General features: G+C 77.1%; 23 protein-coding genes. 15 read left to right on the top strand and 8 right to left on the bottom strand.

The genetic code is table 11. The annotated features are described in order from the left end of the window. The first annotated feature begins 269 nt into the window (after positions 1–269). Both ACI79O_RS00910 and ACI79O_RS00905 read left to right on the top strand, forming a co-directional pair. Complete coding sequence (locus ACI79O_RS00910; protein ID WP_456913121.1) at positions 270–2,336, top strand: putative bifunctional diguanylate cyclase/phosphodiesterase; 2,067 nt, start codon at positions 270–272, stop codon at positions 2,334–2,336. Further along, the gene (locus ACI79O_RS00905) at positions 2,333–3,169 is read left to right on the top strand and encodes an HDOD domain-containing protein (protein ID WP_456913120.1); all 837 of its coding nucleotides are present in this window, start codon (positions 2,333–2,335) and stop codon (positions 3,167–3,169) included. The genes ACI79O_RS00910 and ACI79O_RS00905 overlap by 4 nt, the downstream gene beginning before the upstream one ends. 3 nt (positions 3,170–3,172) lie before the next feature. Here the strand turns inward: ACI79O_RS00905 and ACI79O_RS00900 are convergent, their stop codons facing one another. The 3 genes from ACI79O_RS00900 to ACI79O_RS00890 all read right to left on the bottom strand — a co-directional run bounded on the left by ACI79O_RS00900 (position 3,173) and on the right by ACI79O_RS00890 (position 6,852). After that, positions 3,173–4,414 carry a serine hydrolase gene (locus ACI79O_RS00900; RefSeq protein WP_456913119.1) on the bottom strand — a complete coding sequence of 414 codons (1,242 nt, stop codon included), beginning with the start codon at positions 4,412–4,414 and terminating at the stop codon, positions 3,173–3,175. 103 nt (positions 4,415–4,517) lie between these two features. Beyond that, a complete protein-coding gene (locus ACI79O_RS00895; protein WP_456913118.1) occupies positions 4,518–5,669 on the bottom strand; it encodes an acyl-CoA dehydrogenase family protein in 1,152 nt (383 codons plus the stop codon). Positions 5,670–5,676: 7 nt separating this feature from the next. Beyond that, positions 5,677–6,852: an acyl-CoA dehydrogenase family protein gene (locus ACI79O_RS00890; RefSeq protein ID WP_456875712.1), complete on the bottom strand. Its 1,176-nt coding sequence runs from the start codon at positions 6,850–6,852 to the stop codon at positions 5,677–5,679. Positions 6,853–7,024: 172 nt separating this feature from the next. Here ACI79O_RS00890 and ACI79O_RS00885 point away from each other — a divergent pair, with 172 nt between their 5' ends. Then, positions 7,025–8,188, top strand: a complete 1,164-nt coding sequence (locus tag ACI79O_RS00885) for an MFS transporter (protein WP_456913117.1) — start codon at positions 7,025–7,027, stop codon at positions 8,186–8,188. 7 nt (positions 8,189–8,195) lie between these two features. On the opposite strand, the gene ACI79O_RS00880 is transcribed toward ACI79O_RS00885, so the two are convergent. Further along, positions 8,196–9,266: a DUF3616 domain-containing protein gene (locus ACI79O_RS00880; protein ID WP_456885967.1), complete on the bottom strand. Its 1,071-nt coding sequence runs from the start codon at positions 9,264–9,266 to the stop codon at positions 8,196–8,198. 63 nt (positions 9,267–9,329) lie between these two features. On the opposite strand from ACI79O_RS00880, the gene ACI79O_RS00875 reads away from it, so the two are divergent. From ACI79O_RS00875 to ACI79O_RS00860, 4 genes are all read left to right on the top strand, one after another. Beyond that, complete coding sequence (locus tag ACI79O_RS00875) at positions 9,330–9,728, top strand: TFIIB-type zinc ribbon-containing protein (RefSeq protein ID WP_456885965.1); 399 nt, start codon at positions 9,330–9,332, stop codon at positions 9,726–9,728. Between the two features lie 106 nt (positions 9,729–9,834). Further along, on the top strand, positions 9,835–10,782 hold the full coding sequence (locus tag ACI79O_RS00870) for a ribonuclease Z (protein WP_456885963.1): 948 nt from the start codon (positions 9,835–9,837) through the stop codon (positions 10,780–10,782). Between the two features lie 30 nt (positions 10,783–10,812). Beyond that, positions 10,813–12,300, top strand: coding sequence for a mannitol dehydrogenase family protein (locus tag ACI79O_RS00865; RefSeq protein ID WP_456885961.1), 1,488 nt, complete (start codon positions 10,813–10,815; stop codon positions 12,298–12,300). Positions 12,301–12,309: 9 nt separating this feature from the next. After that, positions 12,310–13,143: a hypothetical protein gene (locus tag ACI79O_RS00860; RefSeq protein ID WP_456885959.1), complete on the top strand. Its 834-nt coding sequence runs from the start codon at positions 12,310–12,312 to the stop codon at positions 13,141–13,143. 69 nt (positions 13,144–13,212) lie between these two features. Here ACI79O_RS00860 and ACI79O_RS00855 read toward each other — a convergent pair whose 3' ends face one another. Both ACI79O_RS00855 and ACI79O_RS00850 read right to left on the bottom strand, forming a co-directional pair. Further along, the gene (locus tag ACI79O_RS00855; protein WP_456885957.1) at positions 13,213–14,379 is read right to left on the bottom strand and encodes a 4-hydroxybenzoate 3-monooxygenase; all 1,167 of its coding nucleotides are present in this window, start codon (positions 14,377–14,379) and stop codon (positions 13,213–13,215) included. A 51-nt stretch (positions 14,380–14,430) separates the two neighbouring features. Next, positions 14,431–15,174 (bottom strand): IclR family transcriptional regulator, encoded by a 744-nt coding sequence (locus ACI79O_RS00850; protein ID WP_456885955.1) that lies wholly within the window; start codon positions 15,172–15,174, stop codon positions 14,431–14,433. A 130-nt stretch (positions 15,175–15,304) separates the two neighbouring features. On the opposite strand from ACI79O_RS00850, the gene ACI79O_RS00845 reads away from it, so the two are divergent. Next, positions 15,305–16,165, top strand: a complete 861-nt coding sequence (locus ACI79O_RS00845; protein WP_456885953.1) for an acetoacetate decarboxylase family protein — start codon at positions 15,305–15,307, stop codon at positions 16,163–16,165. Here ACI79O_RS00845 and ACI79O_RS00840 read toward each other — a convergent pair. Continuing rightward, positions 16,148–18,742: an ATP-binding protein gene (locus tag ACI79O_RS00840; protein ID WP_456885951.1), complete on the bottom strand. Its 2,595-nt coding sequence runs from the start codon at positions 18,740–18,742 to the stop codon at positions 16,148–16,150. The genes ACI79O_RS00845 and ACI79O_RS00840 overlap by 18 nt on opposite strands. A 266-nt stretch (positions 18,743–19,008) precedes the next feature. Here ACI79O_RS00840 and ACI79O_RS00835 point away from each other — a divergent pair, with 266 nt between their 5' ends. The 6 genes from ACI79O_RS00835 (at position 19,009) to pcaC (ending at position 24,624) form a co-directional block, all read left to right on the top strand. After that, complete coding sequence (locus tag ACI79O_RS00835; protein ID WP_456885949.1) at positions 19,009–20,709, top strand: FAD-dependent oxidoreductase; 1,701 nt, start codon at positions 19,009–19,011, stop codon at positions 20,707–20,709. A gap of 70 nt (positions 20,710–20,779) precedes the next feature. Further along, positions 20,780–21,535, top strand: coding sequence for a protocatechuate 3,4-dioxygenase subunit beta (pcaH, locus tag ACI79O_RS00830; protein WP_456885947.1), 756 nt, complete (start codon positions 20,780–20,782; stop codon positions 21,533–21,535). After that, positions 21,532–22,095, top strand: a complete 564-nt coding sequence (gene pcaG, locus ACI79O_RS00825) for a protocatechuate 3,4-dioxygenase subunit alpha (RefSeq protein WP_456885945.1) — start codon at positions 21,532–21,534, stop codon at positions 22,093–22,095. The genes pcaH and pcaG overlap by 4 nt, the downstream gene beginning before the upstream one ends. A 26-nt stretch (positions 22,096–22,121) precedes the next feature. Further along, positions 22,122–23,450: a 3-carboxy-cis,cis-muconate cycloisomerase gene (pcaB, locus tag ACI79O_RS00820; RefSeq protein WP_456913116.1), complete on the top strand. Its 1,329-nt coding sequence runs from the start codon at positions 22,122–22,124 to the stop codon at positions 23,448–23,450. Then, complete coding sequence (gene pcaD / locus ACI79O_RS00815; protein ID WP_456913115.1) at positions 23,447–24,226, top strand: 3-oxoadipate enol-lactonase; 780 nt, start codon at positions 23,447–23,449, stop codon at positions 24,224–24,226. The genes pcaB and pcaD overlap by 4 nt, the downstream gene beginning before the upstream one ends. Then, positions 24,223–24,624, top strand: a complete 402-nt coding sequence (gene pcaC, locus ACI79O_RS00810; RefSeq protein ID WP_456885938.1) for a 4-carboxymuconolactone decarboxylase — start codon at positions 24,223–24,225, stop codon at positions 24,622–24,624. Before pcaD ends, pcaC begins: the two co-directional genes overlap by 4 nt. Before the next feature lie 6 nt (positions 24,625–24,630). Here the strand turns inward: pcaC and ACI79O_RS00805 are convergent, their stop codons facing one another. Next, a complete protein-coding gene (locus tag ACI79O_RS00805; protein WP_456885936.1) occupies positions 24,631–24,822 on the bottom strand; it encodes a hypothetical protein in 192 nt (63 codons plus the stop codon). A 287-nt stretch (positions 24,823–25,109) separates the two neighbouring features. Here ACI79O_RS00805 and ACI79O_RS00800 point away from each other — a divergent pair, with 287 nt between their 5' ends. After that, on the top strand, positions 25,110–26,570 hold the full coding sequence (locus ACI79O_RS00800; protein ID WP_456913114.1) for a benzaldehyde dehydrogenase: 1,461 nt from the start codon (positions 25,110–25,112) through the stop codon (positions 26,568–26,570). The last annotated feature ends 19 nt before the right edge of the window (positions 26,571–26,589 follow it).

Here is a 26,589-nt window from a genome sequence, read left to right as displayed (position 1 = left end):
CGGGCCGGCGACCCCGCCGGCGGACCGGGTGGTGCAGCGGGGGAGGCGGGCGGGCCGACCCCGGTGCTGCATCGTGACAGGCGCCGGCGCCGTCCCGGGCCACCCCCGACGGATTCGTGACCCGATCGCACGGAACCGCGTGGTCCCCCGACCGGGTGAGGGCCGGGTGCGCCCGGCTGGAGCCCGGCCCGCGACGTGCCGAGGGTGCCGGGGAGTCCCCACGCCGGGACGCCGGCCGACCCAGGCCACCGACAGCAGGGAGGAGACCCGTGCCCGCCAGCCCGAGCACGACGGGCCAGCCCGGCGGCGCGTCGCCGGAGGTGGTGGCCGCGGTGTTCGCCGCGGCCGCGGCCGGCGACGAGGCGGTGCTGGTGGTCGAGGCCGCCGCCGGCACGCCGCGGGTCGCCTGGGCCAACCGGGGCGCGGTCGCGCTGCTGGGCGACGCGCCGTCCGGCCTGCCGGTGCCGGACCTGCTGCCCACCCTGCCGCCGGCGGAGCTGCCCGTGCTGCTGCGCCGCGGTCGCACGTCCCGGCTGGCGCTGCCCGTCCGCACCGCCGGCGGCCGCCTGGTCGACGCCGTCGTGCGGGCGACGCCGGCGCCGTCCGGGCGGGCGTGGACGCTGACGGTCGCCACCGGGGCCGCCGACGCCGAGCGGGCCTCGCGGGCCACCGCCGCCGCAGCCGAACGGCGCTTCGCCACCCTCACCGAGCGCTCGCCGGTGCCGACGGTCCTCTCCGAGCAGGGCATGCGGCTGGCGCACGTCAACGACGCGTTCTGCCGGCTCGTCGGGCGGCCGGCCGCGGACCTGCTGGGCACCGGGTGGACCGACTGCGTGCACCCCGACGACCTCGGCGCCGTCGTGGAGGCCGTGGCCGCCGTCCTGCAGGGCAGCGACGTCGAGGCCGGCGCCCGGCTGGTGCGCGCCGACGGCACCGAGCGGTCGGCGCTGCTGCGCCTGGGCCACGTGTTCACCCCCGGGGCGGGCGCCGGTTTCCTGGGCACCGTCGAGGACGTCACCGAGCGGCTGGCCTTCGAGGCGCGCCTGGCCCACCAGGCCTCCCACGACCCGCTGACCGGCCTGCCCAACCGCACCCTGCTCGACCAGCACCTGGCCGAGGCCTTCGCCGCGGCCCGCGCGCTCCCCGGCGGCCGGGGCGTGGCCTGCCTGTTCCTCGACCTCGACGACTTCAAGGTGGTCAACGACTCCCTCGGTCACGAGGCCGGCGACGAGCTGCTCGTCGAGGTGGCCGGCCGGCTGCGCGCCACCGTCCGACCCGGGGACCTCGTGGCCCGGTTCGGCGGGGACGAGTTCGTCGTCGTCTGCCACGACGTCGACGAGGCCGCCGCCGCCGCGCTGGCCGCGCGGGTCGTCGACGCGCTCGCCGCGCCGGTCTCCCTGGCCGGGGTCCTCTTCCGGCCGCACGCCAGCGTGGGCGTCACCGTGCAGGCCCCCGAGCACGCCGACGCCGCGGACCTGGTGCGCGACTGCGACATCGCGATGTACCAGGCCAAGGCCGGCGGCAAGGGCCGGGTGCGGGTGCTCGACCGGGCGGGACGCGCCGAGGCCCGCGCCAAGCTGCGGCTGGTCGCCGACCTGCGGGACGCGATCGAGCGGCGCGAGGTCGCGCTGCACTACCAGCCGATCCTCGCCGCCGGGGACGGGTCGCTGGACGCCGTCGAGGCCCTCGCCCGGTGGGTGCACCCCGAGCAGGGGCCGATCAGCCCGGCCACCTTCGTGCCGCTGGCCGAGGAGAGCGGGCTCATCGGCGCGCTGGGGCTGCTGGTGCTCGACGAGGCCTGCCGGCAGGTGGCCGCGTGGGACCGCGAGCTGGGCCCGGCCGCCCCGCCCCGGGTCAACGTCAACGTCTCGGCGCTGCAGCTCGACGGGAGCCTGCGCGACGCGGTGGTCGCCGCGCTGGACCGGCACGGCCTCGCCCCCGCCCGGCTGTCGGTCGAGATCACCGAGTCGGCGCTGATGACCGACCCCGCGGCGGCGCGCACGGTGCTGCAGTCGCTGCGTGACCTCGGCGTGGCGGTGGCCATCGACGACTTCGGCACCGGGTACTCCTCACTGGCCTCGCTGCGGCACCTGCCGGTGACCTGCCTGAAGGTGGACCGGTCCTTCGTCGCCGAGCTCGCCGAGGGCCACGCCGAGATCGCCACCGCCGTGATCGCGATGGCCCGCAGCCTGGGGCTGTCCACGGTCGCGGAGGGGGTGGCGACCCCCGGCCAGGCCGCGGCGCTCACCGCGCTGGGGGCCACCTACCTGCAGGGCTTCTCCCTGGCCCGCCCGATGGACGGCGCCACCACCGCCGCGTGGGCCGGTGCCCGGTGAGCGCGCACCTGCACGCCGTCCCGTCGCTGGGCGCCCCGCCGGCGGTCGACCTCGACCGGCTGCTCGCCCGGATGGACACGATGGCCGGGCAGCGACCGGTGGCCGCGCAGGTGGTCGCGGTGGCCACCACCGAGGACGCCAGCGCCACCCGGCTGGCCGGGGTGCTCGCCGGCGACGTCGCCCTGGCGGGCCGGGTGATGAAGCTGGCCAACTCGGCCTACTTCGGCATGAGCGGCCGGGCGACCACGCTGCAGTTCGCGGTCACGGTGGTCGGCTTCACCGCGGTGCGGACCATGGCGACGGTCGCGCTGACCTGCCTCGACGACGAGGAGCACCTGCCCGAGGGGTTCTGGGAGACCAGCACCGGGGTGGCGCTGGCCGCGTCGGTGCTGGCGCCACGCTTCGGCGCCCGGCCGCAGGACGCCCTGTGCCTCGGGCTGCTCGCCCAGGTCGGGGTGGCCCTGCTGCACGGCGACGACCCCGCGGGCTACCGGGCGCTGGCCGGCGGCGCCCGCTCGTTCGCCGCACGGCGCGCCGCCGAGGTGTCCCGCTACGGCATCTCCGCGCTGCGGCTGTCGGCGGTGGCGCTCGAGCAGTGGGGCTTCCCGGCCGTCATGGTCGGGCCGCTGGCCGCCGCCGACGACCCCGCCGCCCCCGACGGCGCGCTGCTGCGCGTCGCCTTCGAGGTCGGCGCGCGCTCCGCCGACCCGGCGCACGAGCCGGTGCCGGTGGAGCGGCTCAGCGGCGGGCTGCTGCGCGAGGACGGCGTCGCGGCGGTGCTGGAGCAGGTGGCCGCCGCGGCCGAGGACCTGCGCCGGGCGATCACCGGCTGACGGTCAGGCCGCGGCGACCCGGTCGGTGACGTCGCGCAGCACCGCCGTCCAGTCCTCCAGCACCGCCTCCCGGCCCATCCGCACGACGACGACGTCGGTGGCCGGGTCGACGTAGACGAACTGCCCCTTGTTGCCGCGGGCGGAGAAGCGGCCCTCCCGCTCGGTGTCGACCCACCACCAGTACTGGTAGTGCTCGGCCGGGTCGGTGGCGGTGTCGCGCGCGGTCGCCTCGGCGACCCACGCGGCGGGTACGACCTGCGCGTCGCCGGCGCGGCCCTCGCGGGCGAACAGCAGGCCGAAGCGGGCGAAGTCGACCGCCCGCGCGTTGACCCCGCTCTCCATCTTCGGGAAGCCGGTGGCCTCGCTGTCGGCACTCCAGCTGGCGTCGGCCTCGGCGCCCATCGGTCCCCACAGCACCTCGGCGGCGTACTCCTCCACCGGCCGGCCCACCGCCCGCTCCAGCGCCAGCCCGACCAGCAGCGGGTTGTAGTTGTTGTAGAGCCACGTCCGCCCGGGCGGCTCGACGACCTCGACGGTGAGGGCGAGCGCGCGCAGGTCGGGGTCGTAGTAGGTGAGCGCGTCGTCGCTCCACGGCAGGCCCTGCTCCTCGTAGGCCAGGCCCGAGGACATGGTGACCAGGTGCCGCAGGGTGATCCGGGCGGCGTCGGGGTCGCGGTCGAGCAGCTCGGGCACGTAGTCGGTGACCGGGTCGTCGAGGCCGCCGATCTCGCCGCGCTCGATCGCGATGCCCACCAGCGTGGACAGCACGGACTTGGCCACGGAGAACGACGTCTGCACCGACTCCCGGGACCCGCCGCCGGGGTAGCGCTCCACGAGCAGCTCGTCGCCGCGCAGCACGAGGAAGGCCGTCGTCTGCGTGCGGGCCAGCAGGTCGTCGAGGTCCTCCTCGCCGGATCCGGGGACGGTCACCCGGTCGAGGACGCCGGCGGGCAGGGTGCCGGGGCGCAGCGGCAGCGGGGTCCCACCGGCCGGGATCGGGAGGGCCGGGAAGCGGCGCCAGTCGTCGACGTCGGCGTCCATCCACACGACGGCGCGGGCGGTGGCGGAGGAGTCCAGCGACGCCCGCGCCCACAGCTGCAGCCCGCCGGCGGCCACCGCCGTCCACACCAGGACCGCGACCAACCCCGCCGCGACGCGCCCGCTGCGGCGGCGGACCGGGCGGGCCGCCGCCCAGGCCAGGGCGACGCCGATCGCGAGCGGGAGGAGCAGCCAGGCGACGTGCACGGCAGGGCACCCTAGGCGGCGCCGGCCCGGACGGGCCCGCAGACGCGCGCGGCCGGCGCCCCCGAGGGGTTACGCCGGCCGCGGTGCGGTGGGTGCGGGGTCGTCAGCCCGTGTAGGGCGCGCCCAGCGGGTCGACGGTCGGGTAGGAGTCGACGGTCTCCGCCAGCCGGTCGGCGGCCCAGTCGCCGTCGCCGAGCAGGTGGTCGATCGCGGTGAGCCGGCTGGTGTAGTGCCCGACCGAGTACTCCGCGGTGACCCCGATGCCGCCGTGCAGCTGGATGGCCTCCTTGCCGAGGTGGCGGCCGGCGCGGCTGGTCTGCAGCCGCGCGCGGTGCCCGGCGGTGACGACGTCGCCGCCGGCGTCGGCCACCATGCTCGCCCACAGCGCGGTGCTGCGGGCCAGCTCCAGCGACACGTACATGTCGGCCGCCCGGAAGGTCAGCGCCTGGAACCGGTTGAGCGTGACGCCGAACTGCTTGCGCGTCTTCAGGTACTCCGACGTGGTCCGCAGCGCGGTGTCCATCGCCCCGACCGCCTCGTTGGCGTAGGCGATCCGGGCCAGGGCCTGGGCGCGCTCGACGTCGGCGCTGCGGTCGGCCGTGCCCTCGCCGAGCAGCTCGGCGGGGGTCCCCTCGAAGACCACGTTGGCCGCGCGGCCGCCGTCGTGCGTGCGGTAGCCGGTGCGGGCGAGGCCGGTGGCGTCACCCTGCACGAGGAACAGCGCGGTGCCGCCGTCGACGGCCGCGGAGACCACCAGGACGTCGGCGCGGGCGCCGTTCGGCACCGGCTCCTTGGCGCCGGTCAGCGCCCAGCCCTCGCCGTCGCGCGTGGCGGTGACCGCCGACGCCGCGGGGCTCCAGCGCGCGGCCGGCTCGGCGTGCGCGAACGCGAGCACGCTCGAGCCCTCCGACAGCGGCCCGAGGACCGCCGTCCGCTGCGCGTCGGTGCCGACGGCGGCGACCAGCCCGCCGGCCAGCACGACCGACTCGACGAAGGGCTCGGGCGCGAGGACCCGGCCCATCTCCTCGGCGACGATGCCGACCTCGATCGGCCCGGCCCCCATGCCGCCGTGCTCCTCGGCGAAGGGCAGCCCCAGCACGCCCATCTCGGCCAGCTGGGCCCAGGTCTTCTCGTCGAAGCCCGGCTCGGCGGCGACGACCTGGCGGCGTCGCTCGCTGTCGGCGTAGGCGCGCTGCAGCAGGCCGCGCACGGCCTCCCGCAGGTCGTTCTGCTCGCTGTCGTAGGTGAAGTCCACGGCTACCTCACAACCCCAGGATCGTGCCGGCGATGATGGTCCGCTGGACCTCGTTGCTGCCTCCGTAGATGGAGACCTTGCGGTAGTTCAGGTACTCCGGCGTGGCCACCCGGGCCCAGTCGGGGACCTGCGACCCGCCGTCGGCGAACGAGGCCAGCGAGAGCGGGCCGGCGATGTCGACGATCAGCTCGGTGGCCGCCTGCTGCAGCTCCGACCCGCGGAGCTTGAGCACCGACGACGCCGGGTGCGGCTTGCCGTCGGCGGAGTTGGCGACCACGCGCAGCGCGGTGAGCTCGAGCGCCAGCAGCTCGTTCTCCAGCTCGGCGATGCGCGCGGTGGTGCGGGGGTCCTCCGACAGCGGCCGGCCGCCGGCGTGCACCTCGCGGGCGAACTGCTTGGCCTGCGCGATGAGCTTCTTCGTGGCGCCGACGCGGGCGATGCCCACGCGCTCGTTGCCGAGGAGGAACTTGGCGTAGTCCCAGCCGCGGTTCTCCTCGCCGATCAGGTTCTCGGCGGGCACGCGGACGTCCTCGAAGAAGACCTCGTTGACCTCGTGGCCGCCGTCGATCAGCTGGATCGGGCGCAGCGTGACGCCGGGGGAGTCCATCGGGAAGACCAGCATCGAGATGCCGCGCTGCTTCTTCTCCGCCGTCGGGTCGGTGCGGACCAGGCAGAAGATCCAGTCGGCGTGCTGGCCGAGGGTGGTCCAGGTCTTCTGCCCGTTGACCACCCAGTCGTCGCCGTCGCGGACGGCGGTGGTGCGCAGCGAGGCGAGGTCGGAGCCGGCGTCGGGCTCGGAGAAGCCCTGGCACCACCAGATGTCGAGGTTCGCCGTGGCCGGCAGGAAGCGCTCCTTCTGCTCCTGGTTGCCGAAGGCGGCGATGACCGGGCCGATCATGCTGGTGTTGAACGCGAGCGGCTCGGGCACGTTGGCCAGCTGCATCTCCTCGCGCCAGATGTGCCGCTGCAGCGGCGTCCAGTCCTTGCCGCCCCACTCCACCGGCCAGTGCGGTACGGCCAGGCCCGCGGCGTTGAGCACCCGCTGGGCCTGGATGTACTGCTCGCGGCTCAGGTGCCGGCGCGCCGCGAGCGTGTCGCGGACCTCCTGCGGCACCTGCGTGGTGAAGAAGGTGCGCATCTCATCCCGGAAGGCCTCCATCTCCGGGGAAAGCTGCAACCGCATGGGACCTCTCTCCTGACGGCGCCCGGTGGCGGCCGTCTCGACGTGTCCTCCGACGATCCCACACCGGTTACTGATCAGTACGTGCGACTCCCGCGCGTCGCGGGTGGTGTCGCGGACCCGTCGCCGGGACGGGCGGCGGGCCGTCGTGACGGGCCCGGAGCACGATGGGCGGGTGCCCGGGGGGAACCGCCTGCTGCTGGCGGCGGTCCTGCTCACCGCGCTCAACCTGCGGGCCGCGATCGCCGCCGTGGGCCCGGTGCTCGGCGACGTCCGGGACGACCTGGACCTCTCGGCCGCGGAGGCCGGGCTGCTGACCGCGCTGCCGGTGCTGTGCTTCGCCGTGCTCGCGCCGGCCGCCGCCGCGGCCGGGCGGCGGCTGGGTGCCGGGCCGGCGGTGCTCGGGTCGCTGGTGGTGCTCGCCGTCGCCCAGGGCCTGCGGGTGCTCGACGGGCCGCCGGTACTGCTGGCCGGCACCCTCCTGGCCGGCGCGGCCATGACGGTGGGCAACGTGCTCCTGCCGGCCGTGGTCAAGGCGGGGTTCGGCGGGCGCGCGGCCACCGTGACCGGCCTCTACACCGCGGCGCTGGTCGCCGGTGCCGCCGCCGGCGCCGCGCTCACCGCGCCGCTGGCGGCCGTGCTGGGCTGGCGCGGTGCGCTCGCCGCGGAGGGGCTGCTGGCCGTGGCCGCCGCGGCGGTGTGGGCGCGGGCCGCCCGGGACGCCACCGCCGGCCCGGACGCCGCGAGCCCGGCGCCGACCCGGCGCGCGCGGCTGTGGCGGTCCCCGGTGGCGTGGGCGGTCACCGCGGTCCAGGCGCTGCACTCGACGCTGTACTTCTCGCTCACCGCGTGGCTGCCGACCCTGCTGGCCGACCGCGCCGGCACCGACGCGGCCACCGGCTCGCTGGCCGCGTCGGTGTTCCAGGTGCTCGGCATCGCCGGCAGCCTGCTGGTGCCCGCGGTGCTCGCCCGCAGCCCGGGCCAGGCGGGGCTCGCGCTCGCCGTCGCCGCGCTGTGGATCGTGCCGGTCGCCGGGCTGCTCGCCGCCCCCCGCGGCTGGCCGCTGTGGGCGGTGCTGGGCGGGCTGGCGCAGGGCGCCGGCATCGCGCTGGCGGTGACCCTCGTCGTGCTGCGCTCGGCCGACGCCGGCACCGCCGCCCGGCTGTCGGGCATGACCCAGCTGGTCGGCTACACCGCCGGCGCGCTCGGCCCGGTCGTCGTCGGTGCGCTGTCGGAGGCCACCGGCGGGTGGACCGCGCCGCTGCTGCTCCTGCTCGCCGTCGGCGCCGGGCTGGCGGCGGCCGGGGTGGCCGCCGCCCGCCCGGTCCGGATCGGCTGAGCGGGGGTCAGGGCAGCTGGACCACGTCGGCGACCACGCCGCCGTCGGCGGTCAGCCGCTCGGGGGCCGGGCTGTCGTAGACGACCAGCAGCCGGCCGTCCTCCGGGGCGCCGAGCAGGCCGATGCCCTCGGCGTGGTCGTCGCCGTCGCCGTAGGGCAGCGCCAGCTCGCGGGTGAGCCGGTCGCCGCGGACGACGGCCGGCTCCTCGCACACGAGCGCGCCGTGCCAGCGGTAGACGTACACCGGGCCGTCGAGGTCCATGGTCGGCCCGGCCAGCACCAGCAGGTCCTCGCCGTGCGGGCACAGGTCGCGCACCCCGAGGCCGGCCAGCCGCAGCACGTGCTTGCGGTAGCGGCACCCGTCGGGGAACCTCCGCAGGCGCAGCCGGGCGGGGTCGCGCTCGTCGACCTCGGGCCGCAGCTCCAGCACCACCGCCCAGCCGCGCAGCACCGGCCCGCGCAGGCCCAGGTACACCCGGTCGCCGGCGACCGCGATGCCCTCGACGTCGAGGCCGTTGTCCTTGCTGGGGATGGCGAGGAACGGGCCGAGGTGCTCGTCGTCGGCGAGCAGGTCGCGCAGGTCCTTGCCGCGGGTGCCGAAGACGGCGGCGCTGCGGGTGCCGTCGTCCTTGACCAGGGTGGGCAGCCCGTCGACGTCGACCACCGGGATCCGGGCGATGATCTGCCGGCGCGGCTGCCCGGTGACCTTCGCCAGCCGGCGCAGCGCCTGCTGGCCGTCGTGCTCGTCGCGGATCCGGCGGCGGCGCAGGCTGTGCGAGCCGACCGCCCACACCGCGCCGTCGTGGCGGGCGATGCCCTCGATGTCGGCCTCCTCCTCGACGCCGGGGCCGGTCCCGCCCGGGAGGGGCACGAGATCGGCGAGGGAGAAGGTGGTCTGGTCGCCGTAGCTTGTGGGGTCCGCGGGGTCGTCCGCGACGAGCCGCTCGATGGTGGCGGTCTCGTCGCCGGCGACCCAGAGCACCCGGCCGTCGCTGCGGACGGCGGAGAGGTTGGTGTGGGTGAGGTCCTCGCGGGAGGCCGCGCCGAACCGGAGGGTCACCGTGCGGGTCGTCGTCACGGGCGCGCACTGTGGCACGGTCCGGCGCCGTCCGGGGCACTCCCGAGCGTCGTACCGTGCGGCATGGATCTCGTCTGTCCCAAGTGCCAGGGAACGATGCGCACCTACGAGCGCAACGGCGTCCACGTCGACCAGTGCACCGAGTGCCGTGGCATCTTCCTCGACCGCGGTGAGCTCGAGCGGCTCATCGACGCCGAGAACTCCTGGCACGGCGCGCAGCAGCGGGCCCGGCCGGCCCCGCAGCAGCACGGCGCCGCCCAGCAGTACGGCACCCCGCAGCCGCACGGCGCTCCGCAGCAGCACGGCGCGCAGTACCCGGCCGCCGGCGGAGCGGGCCTGGGCGCCGTGGTGAACGAGGTGCTCGGCGCGGTGACCCGGTCGTCGTCGCACTCCTCGCACGGCTCCTACGGCTCGCACGGCAAGAAGCGCAAGGAGTCGTTCCTGTCCGACCTGTTCGGCTAGGGCGACACCTCACCTCCGCGGACGGTCGTGCTCTGCACACACCTGTAGGCAGAGCACGACTGCGCACGGCAGGACCTCCCGGCCGGCCGCCGGTAGGTTCCCGGCCGTGGCGGGGCGGGAGCTGGTCGTGCTCGGCACCGCCAGCCAGGCGCCCACCCGCACCCGCAACCACAACGCCTACCTGCTGCGCTGGGACGGCCGCGGCTTCCTGTTCGACCCCGGCGAGGGCACCCAGCGGCAGATGCTGCTGGCCGGGGTCCCCAGCAGCGCGGTCCACCGGGTGCTGGTCAGCCACTTCCACGGCGACCACTGCCTGGGCCTGCCCGGGGTGGTGCAGCGGATGTCCCTCGACGGCGTCCCGCACCCGGTCGCGGTGCACTACCCGGCATCGGGGCAGGTCTTCTTCGACCGGCTGCGGCACGCCAGCGCCTTCGCCGACCTCGCCGACATCCGCGCCGAGCCGGTGCACTGCGAGGGCACCGTCGCCGAGGACCCCGCCGGCGTCGTCGAGGCGCGCCGGCTCGAGCACCCCGTGGAGACCTTCGGCTACCGCCTCGTCGAGCCCGACGGCGTGCGGATGCTGCCCGACCGGCTCGCCGCGGCCGGCGTCACCGGCCCCGACGTCGGCCGGCTGCAGCGCGAGGGCGTGCTGCACGCCGGCGGGCGCACGGTCCGGATCGGGGAGGTCAGCGTCCCGCGCCGCGGTCAGCGGTTCGCCTTCGTCATGGACACCCGCCTGTGCGCCAACGTCGCGGCCCTGGCCGACGGCGCGGACCTGCTGGTCATCGAGGCCACCTTCCTGCACGAGGACGCCGAGCTGGCCCGGCGGTACGGCCACCTCACCGCGCGCCAGGCGGCCCGCGTCGCGGCGGAGGCCGGCGTGCGGCGGCTGGTGCTCACCCACTTCTCCCAGCGCTACGCCGACCCCCGCCGGTTCGAGGACGAGGCGCGGGCGGAGTACGACGGCGACCTCGTCGTCGCTTCCGACCTGCAGCGCGTGCCGGTGCCCGCGCGGGTCGACGTCGCGGCGGGTGACGGCGGCCGGGCCGGGTAGCCCGGGGGCCCGCACCCGAGGAGGACCCCCATGCCCCGGCTCGACGCGACCACGCTGTCCGGACTGAGCGCGTCGGTGCGGACCCCGCGCTACGAGCGGCCGGCGGTGCGGACCGGCATCGTGCACCTGGGCGTCGGCGGCTTCCACCGCTCCCACCAGGCCGTGTACGCCGACGACCTGCTCGCGGCCGGGCACCGTGACTGGGGGATCTGCGGCGTGGGCGTGCTGCCGTCGGACCGGCGCATGGCCGAGGTCATGGCGGCCCAGGACCGCCTGTACACGCTGGTCGTCAAGCACCCCGACGGCTACCTCGACGCGCGGGTGGTCGGCTCGCTCACGGGGTACCTGCTCGCGCCCGACGACCCCGACGCGGTCGTGGAGGCGATGGCCGCGCCCGGCACCCGGATCGTGTCGCTGACGGTGACCGAGGGCGGGTACAACACCTCGCCCGACACCGGCGCCTTCGACGCCACGGCGCCGGCGGTGGTGGCCGACCTGCAGCCCGGCGCGCCGCCGCGGACGGTGTTCGCACTGGTCGCCGAGGCGCTGGTGCGGCGGCGCGAGCGCGGGGTGGCGCCCTTCGCCGTCGTCTCGTGCGACAACATCCCCGGCAACGGGCACCTGGCCCGCGCGAGCTTCGCCGCCTTCGCCGCGCTGCGCGACCCCGCGCTGGGGGAGTGGGTGGCGGCCGAGGTGCCCTTCCCGGACTCGATGGTCGACCGGATCACGCCGGTGACCACCGACGCCGACCGGGCCCAGCTCACCGCCGCCACCGGCGTCGAGGACGCCTGGCCGGTGGTGTGCGAGCCGTGGACGCAGTGGGTGCTCGAGGACTCCTTCCCCGGGGGCCGCCCGCCGCTGGAGGACGTCGGCGTGCAGCTCGTGGCCGACGTCGCCCCCTACGAGACGATGAAGCTGCGGCTGCTCAACGCCGGGCACCAGGTGCTCGCCCACCTCGGCCGGCTGGCCGGTCACGAACACGTGCACGACGCCTGCCAGGACCCGCTGTTCCGCGCGCTGCTGCTCGGCTACCTCGACGAGGAGGCCACCCCGACCCTGCCGCCGGTGCCCGGCATCGACCTGCGCCGCTACCGGTCCGACCTGGTGGGCCGCTTCGCCAACCCCGCCGTCCGCGACACCCTGGCCCGGATCTGCGAGAACGCCTCCGACCGCATCCCGCAGTTCCTCCTCCCGGTGCTGCGCGACGACCTCGCCGCGGGACGGGAGATCCGCCGGTCGGTGGCCGTCCTGGCCGGCTGGGCGCGCACGGCGGAGGGGGCCGACGACGCGGGCCGGCCGATCGAGCTGTCCGACCCGCGGCGCGACGCGCTGCTCGCCCGCGCCCGGGACCCCGACCCGCTGGCCTTCCTCCGCGAGACCGACGTCTTCGGCGACCTCGCCGACGACCCGCGGGTGGCCGCGGCCTTCGTGGAGACGCTGACCTCGCTGCGGCAGCGGGGGGTCCGGGCCACGGTCGAGGACCTCGTCCGCGGTCCCCGAGCCCGGCCGGCCGGGTAGAACGGTGCGGTGCCCGACTTCGAACCCGACTGGTTCGGCCTGCTCGGCCGCGAGCTGCTCCGCGAGCGCCGTGCCGCGCTCATCGCCGAGGCCTGCGCGTGGAGCGTGGGCCTGTCCGACCGGCCGCACCACCTGCGGCTGCGCGGCCGGCTGGTGGCCACCGGCTCGACGATCGGCGACCGGGCCGCCACCGGCCAGCCGCTGTCGGGGGAGGAGGACGGCCGCATCGAGCTCGGCGACGCCACACCCGGCAGCTTCCAGGACGCGCTCAACGCCGTCGACGCCGACGGCACCGTGTTCGCCGACCGGTTCGACCGCGAGGTGATCGAGCCGTTCGTGCACGAGACCTGCGTGCTCGCCGCCGACCGCGCCCGCCGCACCCGGCCCGGTCAGTGGGCCGAGCTGCTCGACGAGCTGGGGGAGGACCCCGCCGACGCCGACCCGGCCGACGTCGTCCGCGCCGGTGACTGGGAGGAGCCGCTGCGCACCGAGGCCGAGCACGTCGTGCTGGCCGCACTGGGGCGGGCGCCGCTGCTGGAGGTCGAGTCCGAGGGGCTGCCGCTGTCGCTGGTGCGCGCCGCTGAGGCCACCGCGCGGGCGGCCGCGCCGGCGCCGCCGCCGGACGAGCGCGACGAGGACCTCTCGGGCGCGCTGTTCCTCGCGCTGGCCGCCGTCCGGGAGGCCGGGCTGCCCTCGCCGGTGCCGCCGGCCGAGGCCCGCCGGCTGCTGGCCGTCCTCGTGGAGCAGGGACTCGAGCCCGAGGAGGTCACCGGGGTGCTGCCGCACCTGCCGCTGGCCGAGGGGACCGCCGGGCGGGTGCGCGAGCTGCTGCACGCCCACTGAGCAGTTCCGGTCGCCGACACGTGGCGACGCGCCGGTGCGGGCGGCGGCAACTGCGCAGTCGGCGGGGGGCTACAGCGGCAGGCCGGTGTAGTTCTCCGCCAGCTCGCGGGCCGCGGTCTCCGAGGAGCACACCCGGCGCAGCTGGGCCAGCTGCAGCTCGGCGTCGAACGGGTCGCCGGTGGTGTGCAGCATCGAGGTCATCCACCAGGAGAAGTGGGTGGCCCGCCACACCCGCTGCAGCGCGGTGTCGGAGTAGGCGTCGGCGAGGTCGGACTCCTTCTCCTGCAGCAGCCGCACCAGCGCCCGGGACAGCAGCACGACGTCGGCGACGGCGAGGTTGAGGCCCTTGGCGCCGGTGGGCGGCACGATGTGCGCGGCGTCGCCGGCGAGGAACAGCCGCCCCCGGCGCATCGGCGCGCTGACGAACGAGCGCATCGGCAGGATCGACTTCTCGGTCACCGGGCCGGTGCTGATCTCCCAGCCCTCGTGGGCGAACCGGGTGGCCAGCGACTCCCAGATCCGGTCGTCGGACCAGTCCTCGATCCGCTCCGACGGGTCCACCTGCAGGTACAGCCGCGACACCGACGGCGAGCGCATGGAGTACAGCGCGAACCCGTCGGGGTGCCAGGCGTAGATGAGCTCGTCGGTGGCCGGGGCGGCGTCGGCGAGGATCCCCAGCCACGCGTAGGGGTAGGTGCGCTCCCACAGCCGCTGCCGCGTGCCCTCGGCGACGACGGCGCGCGACGGGCCGTGGAAGCCGTCGGTGCCCGCGACGACGTCGCACTCGAGCACCTGCGGGCGGCCCTCGGCGTCGGTGAACCGGATCCGCGGACTGTCGGTGTCGACGTCCTCGACGGCGACGTCGGAGACCTCGAAGTGCAGCGGCGGGCCGCCGGCGAGCTGCGCGGCGACGAGGTCCTTGACCACCTCGGTCTGCCCGTAGACCCACACCCGGCGGCCGCACAGCTGCGGGAAGTCGAGGGTGGCGCGCACGCCCGGGTACTGCAGGTGGATGCCGCGGTGCTCGAGGCCCTGCCGGTGCAGCCGGTCGCCCAGGCCCACCTCGGTGAGCACGTCGACGGTGTTCTGCTCGAGGATCCCGGCGCGGATCCGGGCCTCGACGTACTCCCGCGAGCGGTTCTCCAGCACCACCGAGTCGACGCCCTGCAGGGCGAGCAGCCGCGACAGCAGCAGGCCGGCCGGGCCGGCGCCGATGATCCCCACCTGGGTGCGCATGCGGCCGAGTGTGACCCCGGCTACGCCCGGGAGGACACCGCCGCCTCCCGGTCAGCGGAAGGGAGCCGTGCCGGCGAGCGCGCGCCCGATGCCGCGCGCGGCCACCTCGAGCACCGGCACCAGGCGGGGCAGGTCGCGCCGGTGGCTGGGGACGACGATCCCGAGCGCCGCCGCGACGACGGTGCTGCCGGGGCGCTCCACGCGCACCGGGACGGCGACCGACAGCGTGCCCAGCGACATCTCCTCCGCGGTGCGCGCCCAACCCCGCCGGCGCACCTCGCCGAGCTCCCGGCGCAGCCGCCCGGGGTCGACCACGGTGTGCCGGGTGGCCCGCACGGGTGCGGCGAGGACCTCGGCGACGACCTCGTCGGGGGCGGCGGCCAGCAGGACCTTGCCGACCCCCGTGGCGTGCAGCGGCAGCCGGCTGCCGACCTGGCTGACCACCGGAACCGACTCGCGGCCCGAGATCCGCTCCACGTAGAGCGCACTGGTCCCGTCGCGCACGGCGAGGTGGACGGTGTCGCGGGTGGCGGTGTGCACGTCGAGCAGGAAGGGCGTGGCCACCTGGCGCAGCTCGAGCTGCACGGGGGCGAGCAGGCCGAGGTCCCACAGCTTGCGGCCGATCTCGTAGCGGCCGTCGGCGCGGCGGGACAGCGCGCCCCAGCCGGTGAGCTCGGCGAGCAGCCGGTGCGCCGTCGTGAGCGGGGTGCCCGACCGCTCGGCGATCTCGCTGAGCGACAGCCGCGGCGCCGCGGCGTCGAACGCGTCGAGCAGCGCCAGGGCGCGGGAGGTCACCGATCGCCCACTCTCGGCCGCGCCGCCCGCCACGGCGGCAGTCTCCCACCCAGCGGAAGCGCGGCGACCTCGGGTCTTGCCGGTCTGTTCCGCGGAGCGGTGTGCTGGGCCGGACGCCGGGGAGGTGGGCATGACCGAGTCCGTCCGGCTGCCGCTGGCCTACCACGACACGGCGGTGGCCTGCTCCTACCACCTCGCCTCGGCGGAGGCGGTCGCCGCGGCCCTGCCGCGGCGCGGAGGCCGGCCGCTACTGCGGCCGATCCCGCTGCCGGGCGGCCGCACGCTGGTCGCGGTGCACGCCTACCGCTACCGCACCGTCACCTGGACCGACGCCGACGGCGGCACGCACACCGTGGCGCCCTACGGCGAGGTCGGGGTGACCGCCGGCGTCCTCGCCGGGCCGGCGGCGCGCCGCAGGACCCGGCCCGCGATCGGGGGGTTCGTGCTGCAGCTCCCGGTGACCTCGCGGGAGGCCCGCGACCTGGGCCGTGAGGAGTGGGGGCTGCCCAAGTGGCTCGCCGACATGGACTTCCTCGACGCCGCCGACCGCCAGGTGGTGCGGCTGTCCGAGGGTGGGACCGAGGTGCTCACCCACACCGTGCGGACGTGGGGCCCGGCGCTGCGCGGGACCGGCACGCGCCGGCTGTGGTCGGTGCGGGACGGGTGGCTGCACGAGACGACGATCCCGGTGCTCGCCCGGTGGCAGGCCCGGCCGGTCCCGGGTGGGGCCGGGCTCGTGCTGGGGGAGCACCCCGTGGCCGGCGCGCTGCGCCGGCTCGAGCTGTCCCCGGCGCTGGCCGCCTTCCGCGCCGTCGAGTACCGCAGCACGCTGCCGGCGGGCCGGCCGCTCGGCGCCGCCGACGCCGCGCCGCCCGCGCCGTACGCCGGCAGCGACGCCCCCTTCGGCCGGTTCACCGTGGCGCACCCGGGGACCGCACCGATGTCGCAGTACCCGGCGGGCGCGCTGGAACGATCAGCCGCCGCCCGGTAGTTCCTCGTCGAGCGCCGCCCAGGGGCCCAGCGCCGCGCCGGCCGCGCGCTCGGCCGCCTCCTCCGCGTCGCCGAGCGCGGCCCGCAGCGTCTCCCGGAGCCGGTCGGCCAGCGCCTGGTGCGGTGACCAGCGGGCCACCCCGAGGGCGGCGCGGGCGTTCTCGGCCGCGCCGGCCAGCCGGGCGGCCGGCGCGTGCCGGCCCTGGGCGAGGGCCAGCCCGGCGAGCACCTCCAGGCAGGAGGCCACGCCCTCCAGGTCGCGGGTCCGGCGGTGCAGCGCGGCGGCCTCCTCCAGCCGGGCGCGGGCGCGCGGCAGGTCCCCGGACAGCAGTGCGGCCAGCGCGAGGGTGTCGGTCAGCAGCGCGGTGAGCTGGTCGTCGGCGGCCGCGCGGGCCAGGCCGCGGGCCTCGTCGGCGACCCGCTCGGCTCCCTCGAGGTCCCCCGCCGCGAGCGCCACCCCGCCCCGCAGCATCCCGTTGAACGCGACCGACCACCCGTCGCCGCTGCGCCGCAGCTCGGCGAGGGCCTCGTCGAGCCGCGGGGCGACGCGGGGGTCGCCCGGCGGCAGGGTCATGGCCTCCGCGCCCAGGCCGTGGCCGACCAGCCAGACGTCGCCGCGCCGGCGGGCGTCGGCCACCAGCCCGTCGAGCAGCGGCGCCGCCGTCGCCGGCGAGCCCATCGCGATCCGCAGCGCGGCGCGGGCCCAGGCCAGCCGGCCGGCGAGGTCGGGCGGCAGCGCGGCGGCGGAGGGCAGCTGCGCGGTCTGCTCGGCGAGCTCGGCCATGGCCGGCAGCAGCCCGCGCGCCCACCACCAGCGGACCAGCGGCGCGGTCAGCCGCACGGCCAGCTCGGCGCGGTCGGTGGCCACCGCCCAGCGCAGCGCGGCCCGCAGGTCGGCGGTCTCGGCGTCGAGCCGGGCGCGCCACAGCTGCGCCGCCGGGCCGGCCAGCCCGGCGCCCGCGTCGGCGCCCAGGCCCGCCATGTGCTCGGCCCACCGGGCGCGGGTCGCCTCCTCCTCGCCCCGCTCCCGCAGCCGCTCGGCGGCGTAGGCGCGGACCAGCTCCAGCATGCGGAACCGCGGCTCGCCGTCGCCGGTGTCGGTGGGGCTCACCAGGCTGTGCCCGACCAGGTCCGACAGCGTCTCCACGACGTCGAGGTCGTCGCCGTCGGCGCCCACCGCCTCGGCGGTGTCCAGCGTGCAGCCGTCGGCGCACACCGACAGCCGGGCCAGTAGCGCCCGGCCCCGCTCGTCGAGCAGGTCGTGGCTCCAGGCGATCGTGGCCCGCAGCGTGCGCTGGCGGTCGGGGACGTCGACGTCGGGGTCGCCCATGTCGAGGGCACGGTCGAGCGCGCGGTCGAGGCGGGCCAGCAGCAGCCGCGGGGGCAGCGTGCGCACCCGGGCCGCGGCCAGCTCCACCGCCAGCGGCAGGCCGTCGAGGCGACGGACCAGCTCCGCGACCGGGCCCGCGGTGGCCTCGGTGAGGGCGAAGCCGGGGTCGGCCTGCTGGGCGCGGGCGACGAAGAGGTCCACGGCGGGCACGCCGGTCACGTCCGCGACACCGGCGTCGCCCGGCGCCGGTGTCCCCAGCGGCTCGATCGGCACGTCGTGCTCGCCGCGCAGCCGCAGCACGGTGCGGCTGGTCACCAGCAGCTGGGTCGACGGGCAGCGGGCCAGCAGCGTCGCCAGGCCGGGCACGGCCGCCGTCACGTGCTCGAGGTTGTCGACGACCAGCAGCGCCCGCCGGCCGGCCAGCCGGTCGGCGACCAGGTCGAGCAGCGGACGCCGGCCCTCGGCCGCCACCCCGACCGCCTCGGCGACGGCGGCGGGGACGTCCGCGGCGTCCCGGACCGCGGAGAGGTCGACGAACCAGGTGCCGTCGCGGCCGGGCTCCACGGCGGCGGCCGCGGCCAGCGCCAGCCGGGTCTTGCCGATGCCGCCCGGGCCGGTCAGCGCCACCAGCCGCACGGCCGGGTCGCGGAGCAGGCCGGTCACCGTGGCCAGCTCGGCCGTGCGATCGACCATCGGGGTGGGCGGCGTCGGCAGCCAGCCCGCCGCCAGCCCGGACGGCGTCGGGGAGGGCCGGCCGAAGCGCTCGCTGAGCAGCACGGCGAGGTCGTCGGCGACCAGGTCGGCGAGCCCGGCGGGGTCGCGGTAGGGGGTGGTCGACATGCCGCCCTCGGCCTGCACCCGCGCGAGCAGCCGGGTCAGCCGGGGGTCGCGGTCGGGGGCCGGCGTGCGGACGTAGAGCAGCCGGGGCATGCCCGCCGACAGCACGAGCTCGTCCTCCAGACCCGAGATCGTCATGTCCGGGCCGACCCAGCCGTAGCGGTCGCCGTAGATGCCGACGAAGACCTCGCTCTGGGCGAGGTAGGCGCGGTAGAGGTCGCGGGGCGGGTGCGGGCGGGCGCCGAGCTCGAACATGACCGGGGTGAGCCGCAGGCGGGCGATGGCGTCGCGGACGGCGCGCCGCTCGGCCGCCAGCTCCTCGAGGGTGGAGGAGACGAAGACGCGCAGCCGGCGGTCGGGGGTCGCGATGGGCGGGGGAGGGGCGCCGGGCACGTCCGCCACTGCGGTCACGTGCGTGCACCTCCCGCCCGGTCGACGGGCGCTCCGCCCGTCCGGGGTCGCCGACGCCGGGGAGTCTGCCGACGCCGCGAGTCTAGGGACGGCCCGCCGTCCCGTCACGGGCGTCCCGGAACCCGGTGACAGGGCCCCGGCCTGGGTGGTTGCATACCGGCGGCCGACGACAGCACGGGGGACGCGCACTCGGAGACCACCGTGACCCGTGCCCCTGCCCAGCCCGGTCCCTCCCGGCTCCTCCCGGTCCGCGACGGGGCGCCGTCGTGACCGCCCACGACCCCGGCGCCGCGCTGGTCGTCGTCACCCGGGACGCCGGCGTGCGCACCGCCACCACCCGGGAGCTGGAGCGCCGCTACGGCAGCGACTACCGGATCGTGTCCGGCGCCGACCCGGCCGAGGCGGAGGCGGCCATGCGCGCCGCGGGCGACCCGCCGGTGGCCGTGCTGCTGGGCGGGCTCGGGGACGCCGACCCCGACGGGCTCGACGTGCTGCGCGCCTGCCACGGCCGGTACCCCGGCGCGGTGGCGGTGGCGCTGGTGCGGTGGGGGGCCTTCGAGACCGCCCGGCCCATATTCGAGGCGATCACCGTGGGCCAGCTCGACCGCTGGGTCTACGCGCCGCAGGGACGCGCCGACGAGGAGTTCCACCGCTCGGTCACCGAGATCCTCGACGAGTGGTCCTCGCGGCGGGGCGGCGGGTTCGAGGCGGTGCGGATCATCGGGGACCAGTGGGACCCCCACGCGCAGCACCTGCGCGACCAGATGACCCGCAACCGCATCCCGATCGGCGTCTACGAGGCGGGCTCCCCCGAGGGCCGCGCGATGCTCGCCGACCTGGAGCTCGAGCAGCCCCGGCTGCCGGTGGTCGTCGTCCGCTTCCGGCCCGAGCACACCGTGCTCGAGGCCCCGACCGACCTGGAGGTGGCCGAGGCGTTCGGCCTGTTCGACCCGCTGGACACCGAGGCCGTCCACGACGTCGCCATCGTCGGTGCCGGGCCCGCGGGTCTCGGCGCCAGCGTCTACGCCGCGTCCGAGGGGCTCGACACCCTGCACCTGGAGTGCGAGGCGGTCGGCGGGCAGGCCGGCACCAGCTCGCTGATCCGCAACTACCTCGGGTTCCCCACCGGCGTCAGCGGCAGCCGGCTGGCGTTCTCCGCCTACCTGCAGGCGTGGGCGTTCGGCACGACGTTCTCCTTCATGCGCACCGCCACGGCGCTGACCACCGAGGGCGGCGTGCACCGGCTCACCCTCAACGACGGGTCCACGGTGCAGGCGCGGACCGTGGTGGTGGCCACCGGCGCGGCCTGGCGTCGGATCGGCGTGCCGGAGCTGGAGTCGTTCACCGGCCGCGGCGTCTTCTACGGGGCGGCGGTCAGCGAGGCCCCGGCGATGGCCGGCCGGCACGTCTTCGTCGTCGGCGGCGGCAACTCGGCCGGGCAGGCGGCGGTGTACCTCTCGCGGTACGCCGAGAAGGTGACCCTGCTGGTCCGCCGGGCGTCGCTGACCGAGACGATGTCGGACTACCTCATCCGCGAGCTGGTGGCGCTGCCGCGGGTCGAGATCCGGTACCGGGTGCAGGTGGTCGGCGGGAGCGGCAGCGACGTCCTGGAGTCGGTGGTGCTGCGCGACCTCGACACCGGCGCCGAGACCGAGGAGGCGGGGATGCTGTTCGTGATGATCGGCAGCGAGCCGCGCACCGACTGGCTCGCCGGCACCCTGGCCCGCAACCGCTGGGGCTTCCTGCTCACCGGCTCCTCGCTCACCACCGAGGACGCCTCGCCGGCGTGGCCGCTGGAGCGGCCGCCGGCCCTGCTGGAGACCAGCACGCCGGGTGTCTTCGCGGCCGGCGACGTGCGCCAGGGATCGGTCAAGCGGGTCGCCTCGGCGGTGGGGGAGGGTGCGCTGGCGGTGACGCTGGTGCACGCCCACCTGGCCGAGCTCGCCGGCGCCGCGGCCGGCCGCTGACCGCACCCGGACTTCCTCCCAGCGGAACCGGGCGCTTGGGACGGCTCCCGCCCGGACGTACGTTCCCGGCATGACCCGGACCACACCCGAGGTGACGCCACCGGGGCTGCACCTGCCCCGCTACCTGCGCGCGGACGCCGCGGCGCGCACCCCGGTGGGCTTCCCCGGGTACCGCAGCACCGCGCTGCGCGCGCCGCTGCGGACCCCGGTCGACCTGCCGCAGCGGCTGACCGAGGTGACCGGCCCGCTGCTCGGCGAGGACCGCGTGCGCCCCGAGGACGCCGACCTCACCCGGCGCGCCGGCGGCGAGGCCGTGGGTCAGCGGATCGTCGTCCACGGCCGCGTGCTCGACAGCGACGGCCGGCCGGTGCCCGACACCCTGGTGGAGGTCTGGCAGGCCAACGCGGCCGGCCGCTACCGGCACGTCGTCGACACCTGGCCCGCGCCGCTGGACCCGCACTTCGACGGCCTCGGCCGGGTCGTGACCGACGCCGAGGGCCGCTACGAGTTCCTCACCGTCAAGCCCGGCGCCTATCCCTGGCGCAACCACGACAACGCCTGGCGGCCGGCCCACATCCACTTCTCGCTGTTCGGCCGGGCCTTCACCCAGCGCCTGGTGACGCAGATGTACTTCCCCGACGACCCGCTGTTCTCCCAGGACCCGATCTACAACGCCATCCCCGAGGCGGCCCGGCCGGCGGCGGTCAGCCGGTACGACCACTCGCGCACGGTGGACCACTGGGCGCTGGCCTTCGAGTGGGACGTCGTGCTGCGCGGCGCCGACCGGACGCCGTTCGAGACCGAGGACGACGGGGACGTCGCGTGAGCCGCCTCCCTCTCACGCCCAGCGCCACCGTCGGCCCGTACCTGGCGATCGGGCTGACCTGGGAGGGCGGCGAGTTCGTCGTCCCGCCCGGCACCGAGGGCGCGATCTGGATCCGCGGGACGGTGTTCGACGGCGACGGCGACGTCGTCCCCGACGCGATGATCGAGACCTGGCAGGCCGACCCCGACGGCCGGTTCGACCACCCCGACGACCCGCGGGGCGCGGTCGCCCGCCCCGGCTTCACCGGGTTCGGCCGCGTGCAGACCGTGCCCGACGGCGAGTACGCCGTCTGCACGCTCAAGCCCGGCCGGGTGCCCGACGGCGAGGGCGGGCTGCAGGCGCCGCACGTCGACGTCTCGGTGTTCGCCCGCGGCCTGCTCGACCGGGTGGTCACCCGCGTCTACTTCGCCGACGAGGAAGCGGCCAACGCCGAGGACGCCGTCCTGCGGTCACTGCCGGAGGACCGGCGGGCGACGCTGCTGGCCACCCCGACCGACGACGGGTACCGCTTCGACGTGCACCTGCAGGGGGACCGCGAGACGGTCTTCTTCGCCGTCTGAGCACGACGGCCGGTGGGGAGGACGTCGTGACGGGTCTGTTCGCCGGCACCTTTGCCCGCGGCGGTGCGGCGACGGCCGTCTCCGACGACGCCTGGATCCGCGCGCTGCTGGAGGTGGAGGCGGCGCTGGCCCGGGCCGCGGCGTCGGTGGGCCTGGTGCCGGCGACCGCGGCCGACGCGGTGGCCGCGGCCTGCGCCGACCCGTCGCGGCTCGACCTCGCCGGCGTCGTCGCCCGCGCGGCCGACGCCGGCAACCCGGTGCCGCCGCTGGTGCGCGCGCTGCAGGACGCGGTGGGCGAGCGCGACGCGGTCGCCGTGCACGTGGGCGCGACCAGCCAGGACGTCGTCGACACGGCCCTGGTGCTGCTGGCCCGGTCGGCGGTCGCGGCGGTCGACGCCGACCTCGCCGCCGCGGCCGGCCGGTGCGCCGAGCTGGCCCGCGCGCACCGCGACGACCCCGTCATGGGCCGGACGCTGATGCAGCAGGCGCTGCCGACCACCTTCGGGCTCAAGGCGGCGACGTGGCTGGCCGGGCTCGACGGCGCGCGGCTGCGGCTGGCCGAGGTGGTGGCCACGCTGCCGGTGCAGTACGGCGGCGCGGTGGGCACGCTCGCGGCGTCGTCGGGTGCCGGGGTGGTGCTGCGGGAGGCGCTGGCCGGCGCGCTCGGGCTGGTGGCGCCGGCGGTGCCGTGGTCGACCGTGCGGCTGCCGGTGGCCGACCTCGCCGGGGCGCTCGGCGCGACCGCGGGGGTGGTGGCCACCGTCGCCGTCGACGTGGTGCTGCTGGCCCAGTCGGAGGTCGCGGAGGTCACCGAGGCCGGCGAGGGGCGCGGCGGGTCCTCCGCCATGCCGCACAAGCGCAACCCGGTGGCGGCGATCTCGGCGCGGGCGTGCGCGCGGCGGGCGCCGGGGCTGGTGGCCACGCTGCTCGGCGCGATGGAGCAGGAGCACGAGCGGGCGGCCGGTGCCTGGCACAGCGAGTGGCCCACGCTCACCGACCTGCTGGTCACGGTCGGCTCGGCGGCGTCGTGGCTGGCGGAGGGCCTGCGCGGGCTGCGGCCCGACGTCGACCGGATGGCCGCGACCGTGGCCGCGGCGGGCGAGGGGCCGCTGGCCGGTGCGCTGGCCGAGGCCCTCGCGCCGGCGCTGGGACGCGGCGCGGCGCACGACGCGGCGGCCGCGGCGACCCGCGAGGCACACGCGTCGGGCCGGCCGCTGGCCGAGGTGGTGGCCGCGCGCGACGACGTCGACGCCGCCGCGGTGCTCGCCGCGGCCGCGCCGGACGCGGGGGAGGCCGGCGCCCAGGTGGACGCGGCGCTGGCCGAGCACGAGAGGCTGGTGGAGGGAGCGCCGTGAGCGCGGTCGAGGTCAGCTACACCGTGGACGGGCCGGCCGACGCGCCGGTCGTCGTCCTGTCCAACTCGCTGGGCGCCACCCGCGGGATGTGGGACCCGCAGGTGCCGGCGCTGGCCGAGCGCTACCGGGTGGTCACCTACGACGCCCGGGGGCACGGGGAGTCGCCGGCGCCGGCCGGGCCGTACACGGTCGACGACCTGGCCGACGACGTCGTCGCGCTGCTCGACCGGCTCGGCGTGCGGCGGGCGCACGTGGCCGGCCTGTCGCTGGGCGGGATGACGGCGATGCGGCTGGCCGCCCGCGAGCCGTCGCGGGTGGACCGGCTGGCGCTGCTGTGCACGTCGGCGGCGCCCGACCCGCAGGGGTTCCTCGACCGGGCGGTGCAGGCGCGCACGGGTGGCACCGCACCGCTGGCGCCGACGATCGTCGGCCGCTGGCTCACGCCCGGGTACGCCGCGCAGCACCCCGACCTGGTGGCGCGGCTGGAGGCGATGATCACCGGCGCCGACGACGAGGGGTACGCGGCCTGCTGCGAGGCGGTCGGCTCCTTCGACGGCCGGGAGGACCTCGCCCGGATCACCGCGCCGACGCTGGTCGTGTCGGGCGCGCAGGACCCCGCGCTGCCGCCGCCGCACCAGCAGGCGATCGCGGACGGGATCGCCGGGTCGGCCCTGCTGACGGTCGACCCCGGGGCGCACCTGCCCAACCTGGAGCAGCCGCTCGAGGTCACCGGCGCGCTGCTGGCCCACCTCGACGCCGCGGGGCGGCACGCGTGAGCGACGCGCCCCTCGACTCGGACGACGCCCGCCGCGAGGCGGGGATGCGCACCCGGCGCGAGGTGCTGGGGGACGCGTGGGTGGACCGCGCGGTGGCCGGCACGACGCCGTTCACCGCGGGGTTCCAGGACTTCATCACCCGGGTGGCCTGGGGCGACGTCTGGCAGCGGCCGGGGCTCGGGCGGCGGGAGCGGAGCGTCGCGACGCTGTCGATCTGCATCGCGCTGCGGCACTGGGACGAGTTCGCGCTGCACGTCCGCGCGGCGGTGCGCAACGGGCTGACCGAGGCCGAGATCGCCGAGGTGGTCCAGCACGCCGCCGTCTACGCGGGGGCGCCGGCGGCCAACCACGCGTTCAAGGTCGCCGGGACCGTGCTCGAGGAGATGCGCGCCGGCTGAGCCGGCTCAGGCCCGCCGCGCCCGCTCCTCCGGGGTGGGCACCAGGGCGACGCTGAGCAGCGTCACGACGCCGACCAGGACCACCGCGGTGAGGTCGTCGTCCAGCAGGAACAGCAGGCCGGCGGCGCCGAGGCCGACGAGGACCGCGACGAGCAGCCGCCCGCGGACGCCGTCCCAGTACGACCGTGGATCCCTCACGGCCTCCGACGGTAGGGACGGCCCGGGCCCCGATCGCGTGCTCCGGGTCGACCGGCGGCGCGTGTCCGGACCGCCCGGCGCGTCGTCACACCCCGGCAGTCCCCGGTCGCGCCCGGCCGTGGGCCGTGCGGCGCTGTCGGCACCGAGATCGGCGGTCTCGCGGCCATCAGCCGCTCATGGCCACGAGACCGCCGATCTCGCGGTCCGGGCGCCGGGTCGGCCCCTGCACAGCGGGCGCGCCGCACCTCGGTGAGGATCGGAGCAGGACCACCGACGAGAGGACCGACGTGGCACTCCTGGACGACGGCGCGTGGCAGGGCAGGGTCTGGACCGGGGCCTGGACCGACGGGTCCGGCGGCACCTACGACGCGGTGGAGCCGGCCACCGGTGACGTCATCGCGCCGGTCGGCCGGGCGACCCCGGAGGACGTCCACGCCGCGGCCGAGCGGGCGGCACGGGCCCAGCGGGGGTGGGCCGCCGTGCCGTTCGAGGAGCGGGCCCGCGTCCTGCGCCGCGCCGGGCAGGTGCTCGAGGACGCCGCCGAGGAGATCCGGGGCTGGCTGGCGCGGGAGTCCGGCGCGATCCCGCCGTTCGGCGACTTCCAGGTCCACACCAGCGCCCAGGAGTGCTACGAGGCCTCGGCGCTGCCCAGCCACCCCTACGGCGAGCTGCTGCGCACCGGCGCGCCGCGGCTGTCCTTCGCCCGCCGCCTGCCGGCCGGCGTCGTCGGGGTCATCGCGCCGTTCAACGTGCCGACCATCCTCGCCATCCGGGCCGTGGCCCCGGCGCTCGCGCTCGGCAACGCCGTCGTCCTCAAGCCCGACCCGCGCACCGCGATCTCCGGTGGCGTGCTGTTCGCCCGGGTCTTCGAGGAGGCCGGGCTGCCGGCCGGCGTGCTGCAGGTGCTGCCCGGCGGGGCCGACGTCGGCGAGGCGCTGGTGACCGCACCCCAGGTGCGGGTCATCGCCTTCACCGGCTCGACGAGCGCCGGCCGCGCCGTCGGCGCGCTGGCCGGGCAGCACCTCAAGCGCGCGCACCTCGAGCTCGGCGGCAACTCCGCGCTGATCGTGCTGCCCGACGTCGACGTCACCGCGGCGGCGGGCGTCGGCGCCTGGGGGACGTTCGCCCACCAGGGGCAGATCTGCATGGCCACCAGCCGGCACCTGGTGCACGAGTCGATCGCCGAGGAGTACACCGCCGTGCTCACCGAGAAGGTCGAGAAGCTGCCGGTCGGCGACCCGTACCGCGAGGAGGTGGCCCTCGGTCCGCTCATCGACGCCGGCCAGCGCGACCGCGTGCACGGGCTGGTCACCGCCAGCGTCGATCGCGGCGCCACCGTGCGCACCGGCGGCACCTACGAGGGGCTGTTCTACCGGCCGACCGTCCTCGGCGGCGTCGCGGTCGACCACCCGGCCTACGCGGAGGAGATCTTCGGCCCGGTCGCGCCGGTGACGCCGTTCGCCAGCCTCGACGAGGTCGTCGAGCTGGCCTCGGACACCGAGTACGGGCTGAGCCTCGGCATCCTCACCCGCGACGTCTCCGCCGGGCTCGAGCTCGCCGAGCGCATCCCCAGCGGGCTGGTGCACGTCAACGACCAGACGGTCAACGACGAGGCGGTGGCGCCCTTCGGCGGCGTCGGCGCCTCGGGCACCGGCTCCCGGCACGGCGGCCCGCAGGCCAACATCGAGGCGTTCACCGAGACCCAGTGGGTCACCGTGCGCGGGGACCTGCCGACGTACCCCTTCTGAGGTCCCGGGCACTTCCGCG

This window comes from Geodermatophilus sp. SYSU D00696, from assembly GCF_054050235.1.
This window is presented reverse-complemented; position numbering and strand designations above follow the sequence as displayed.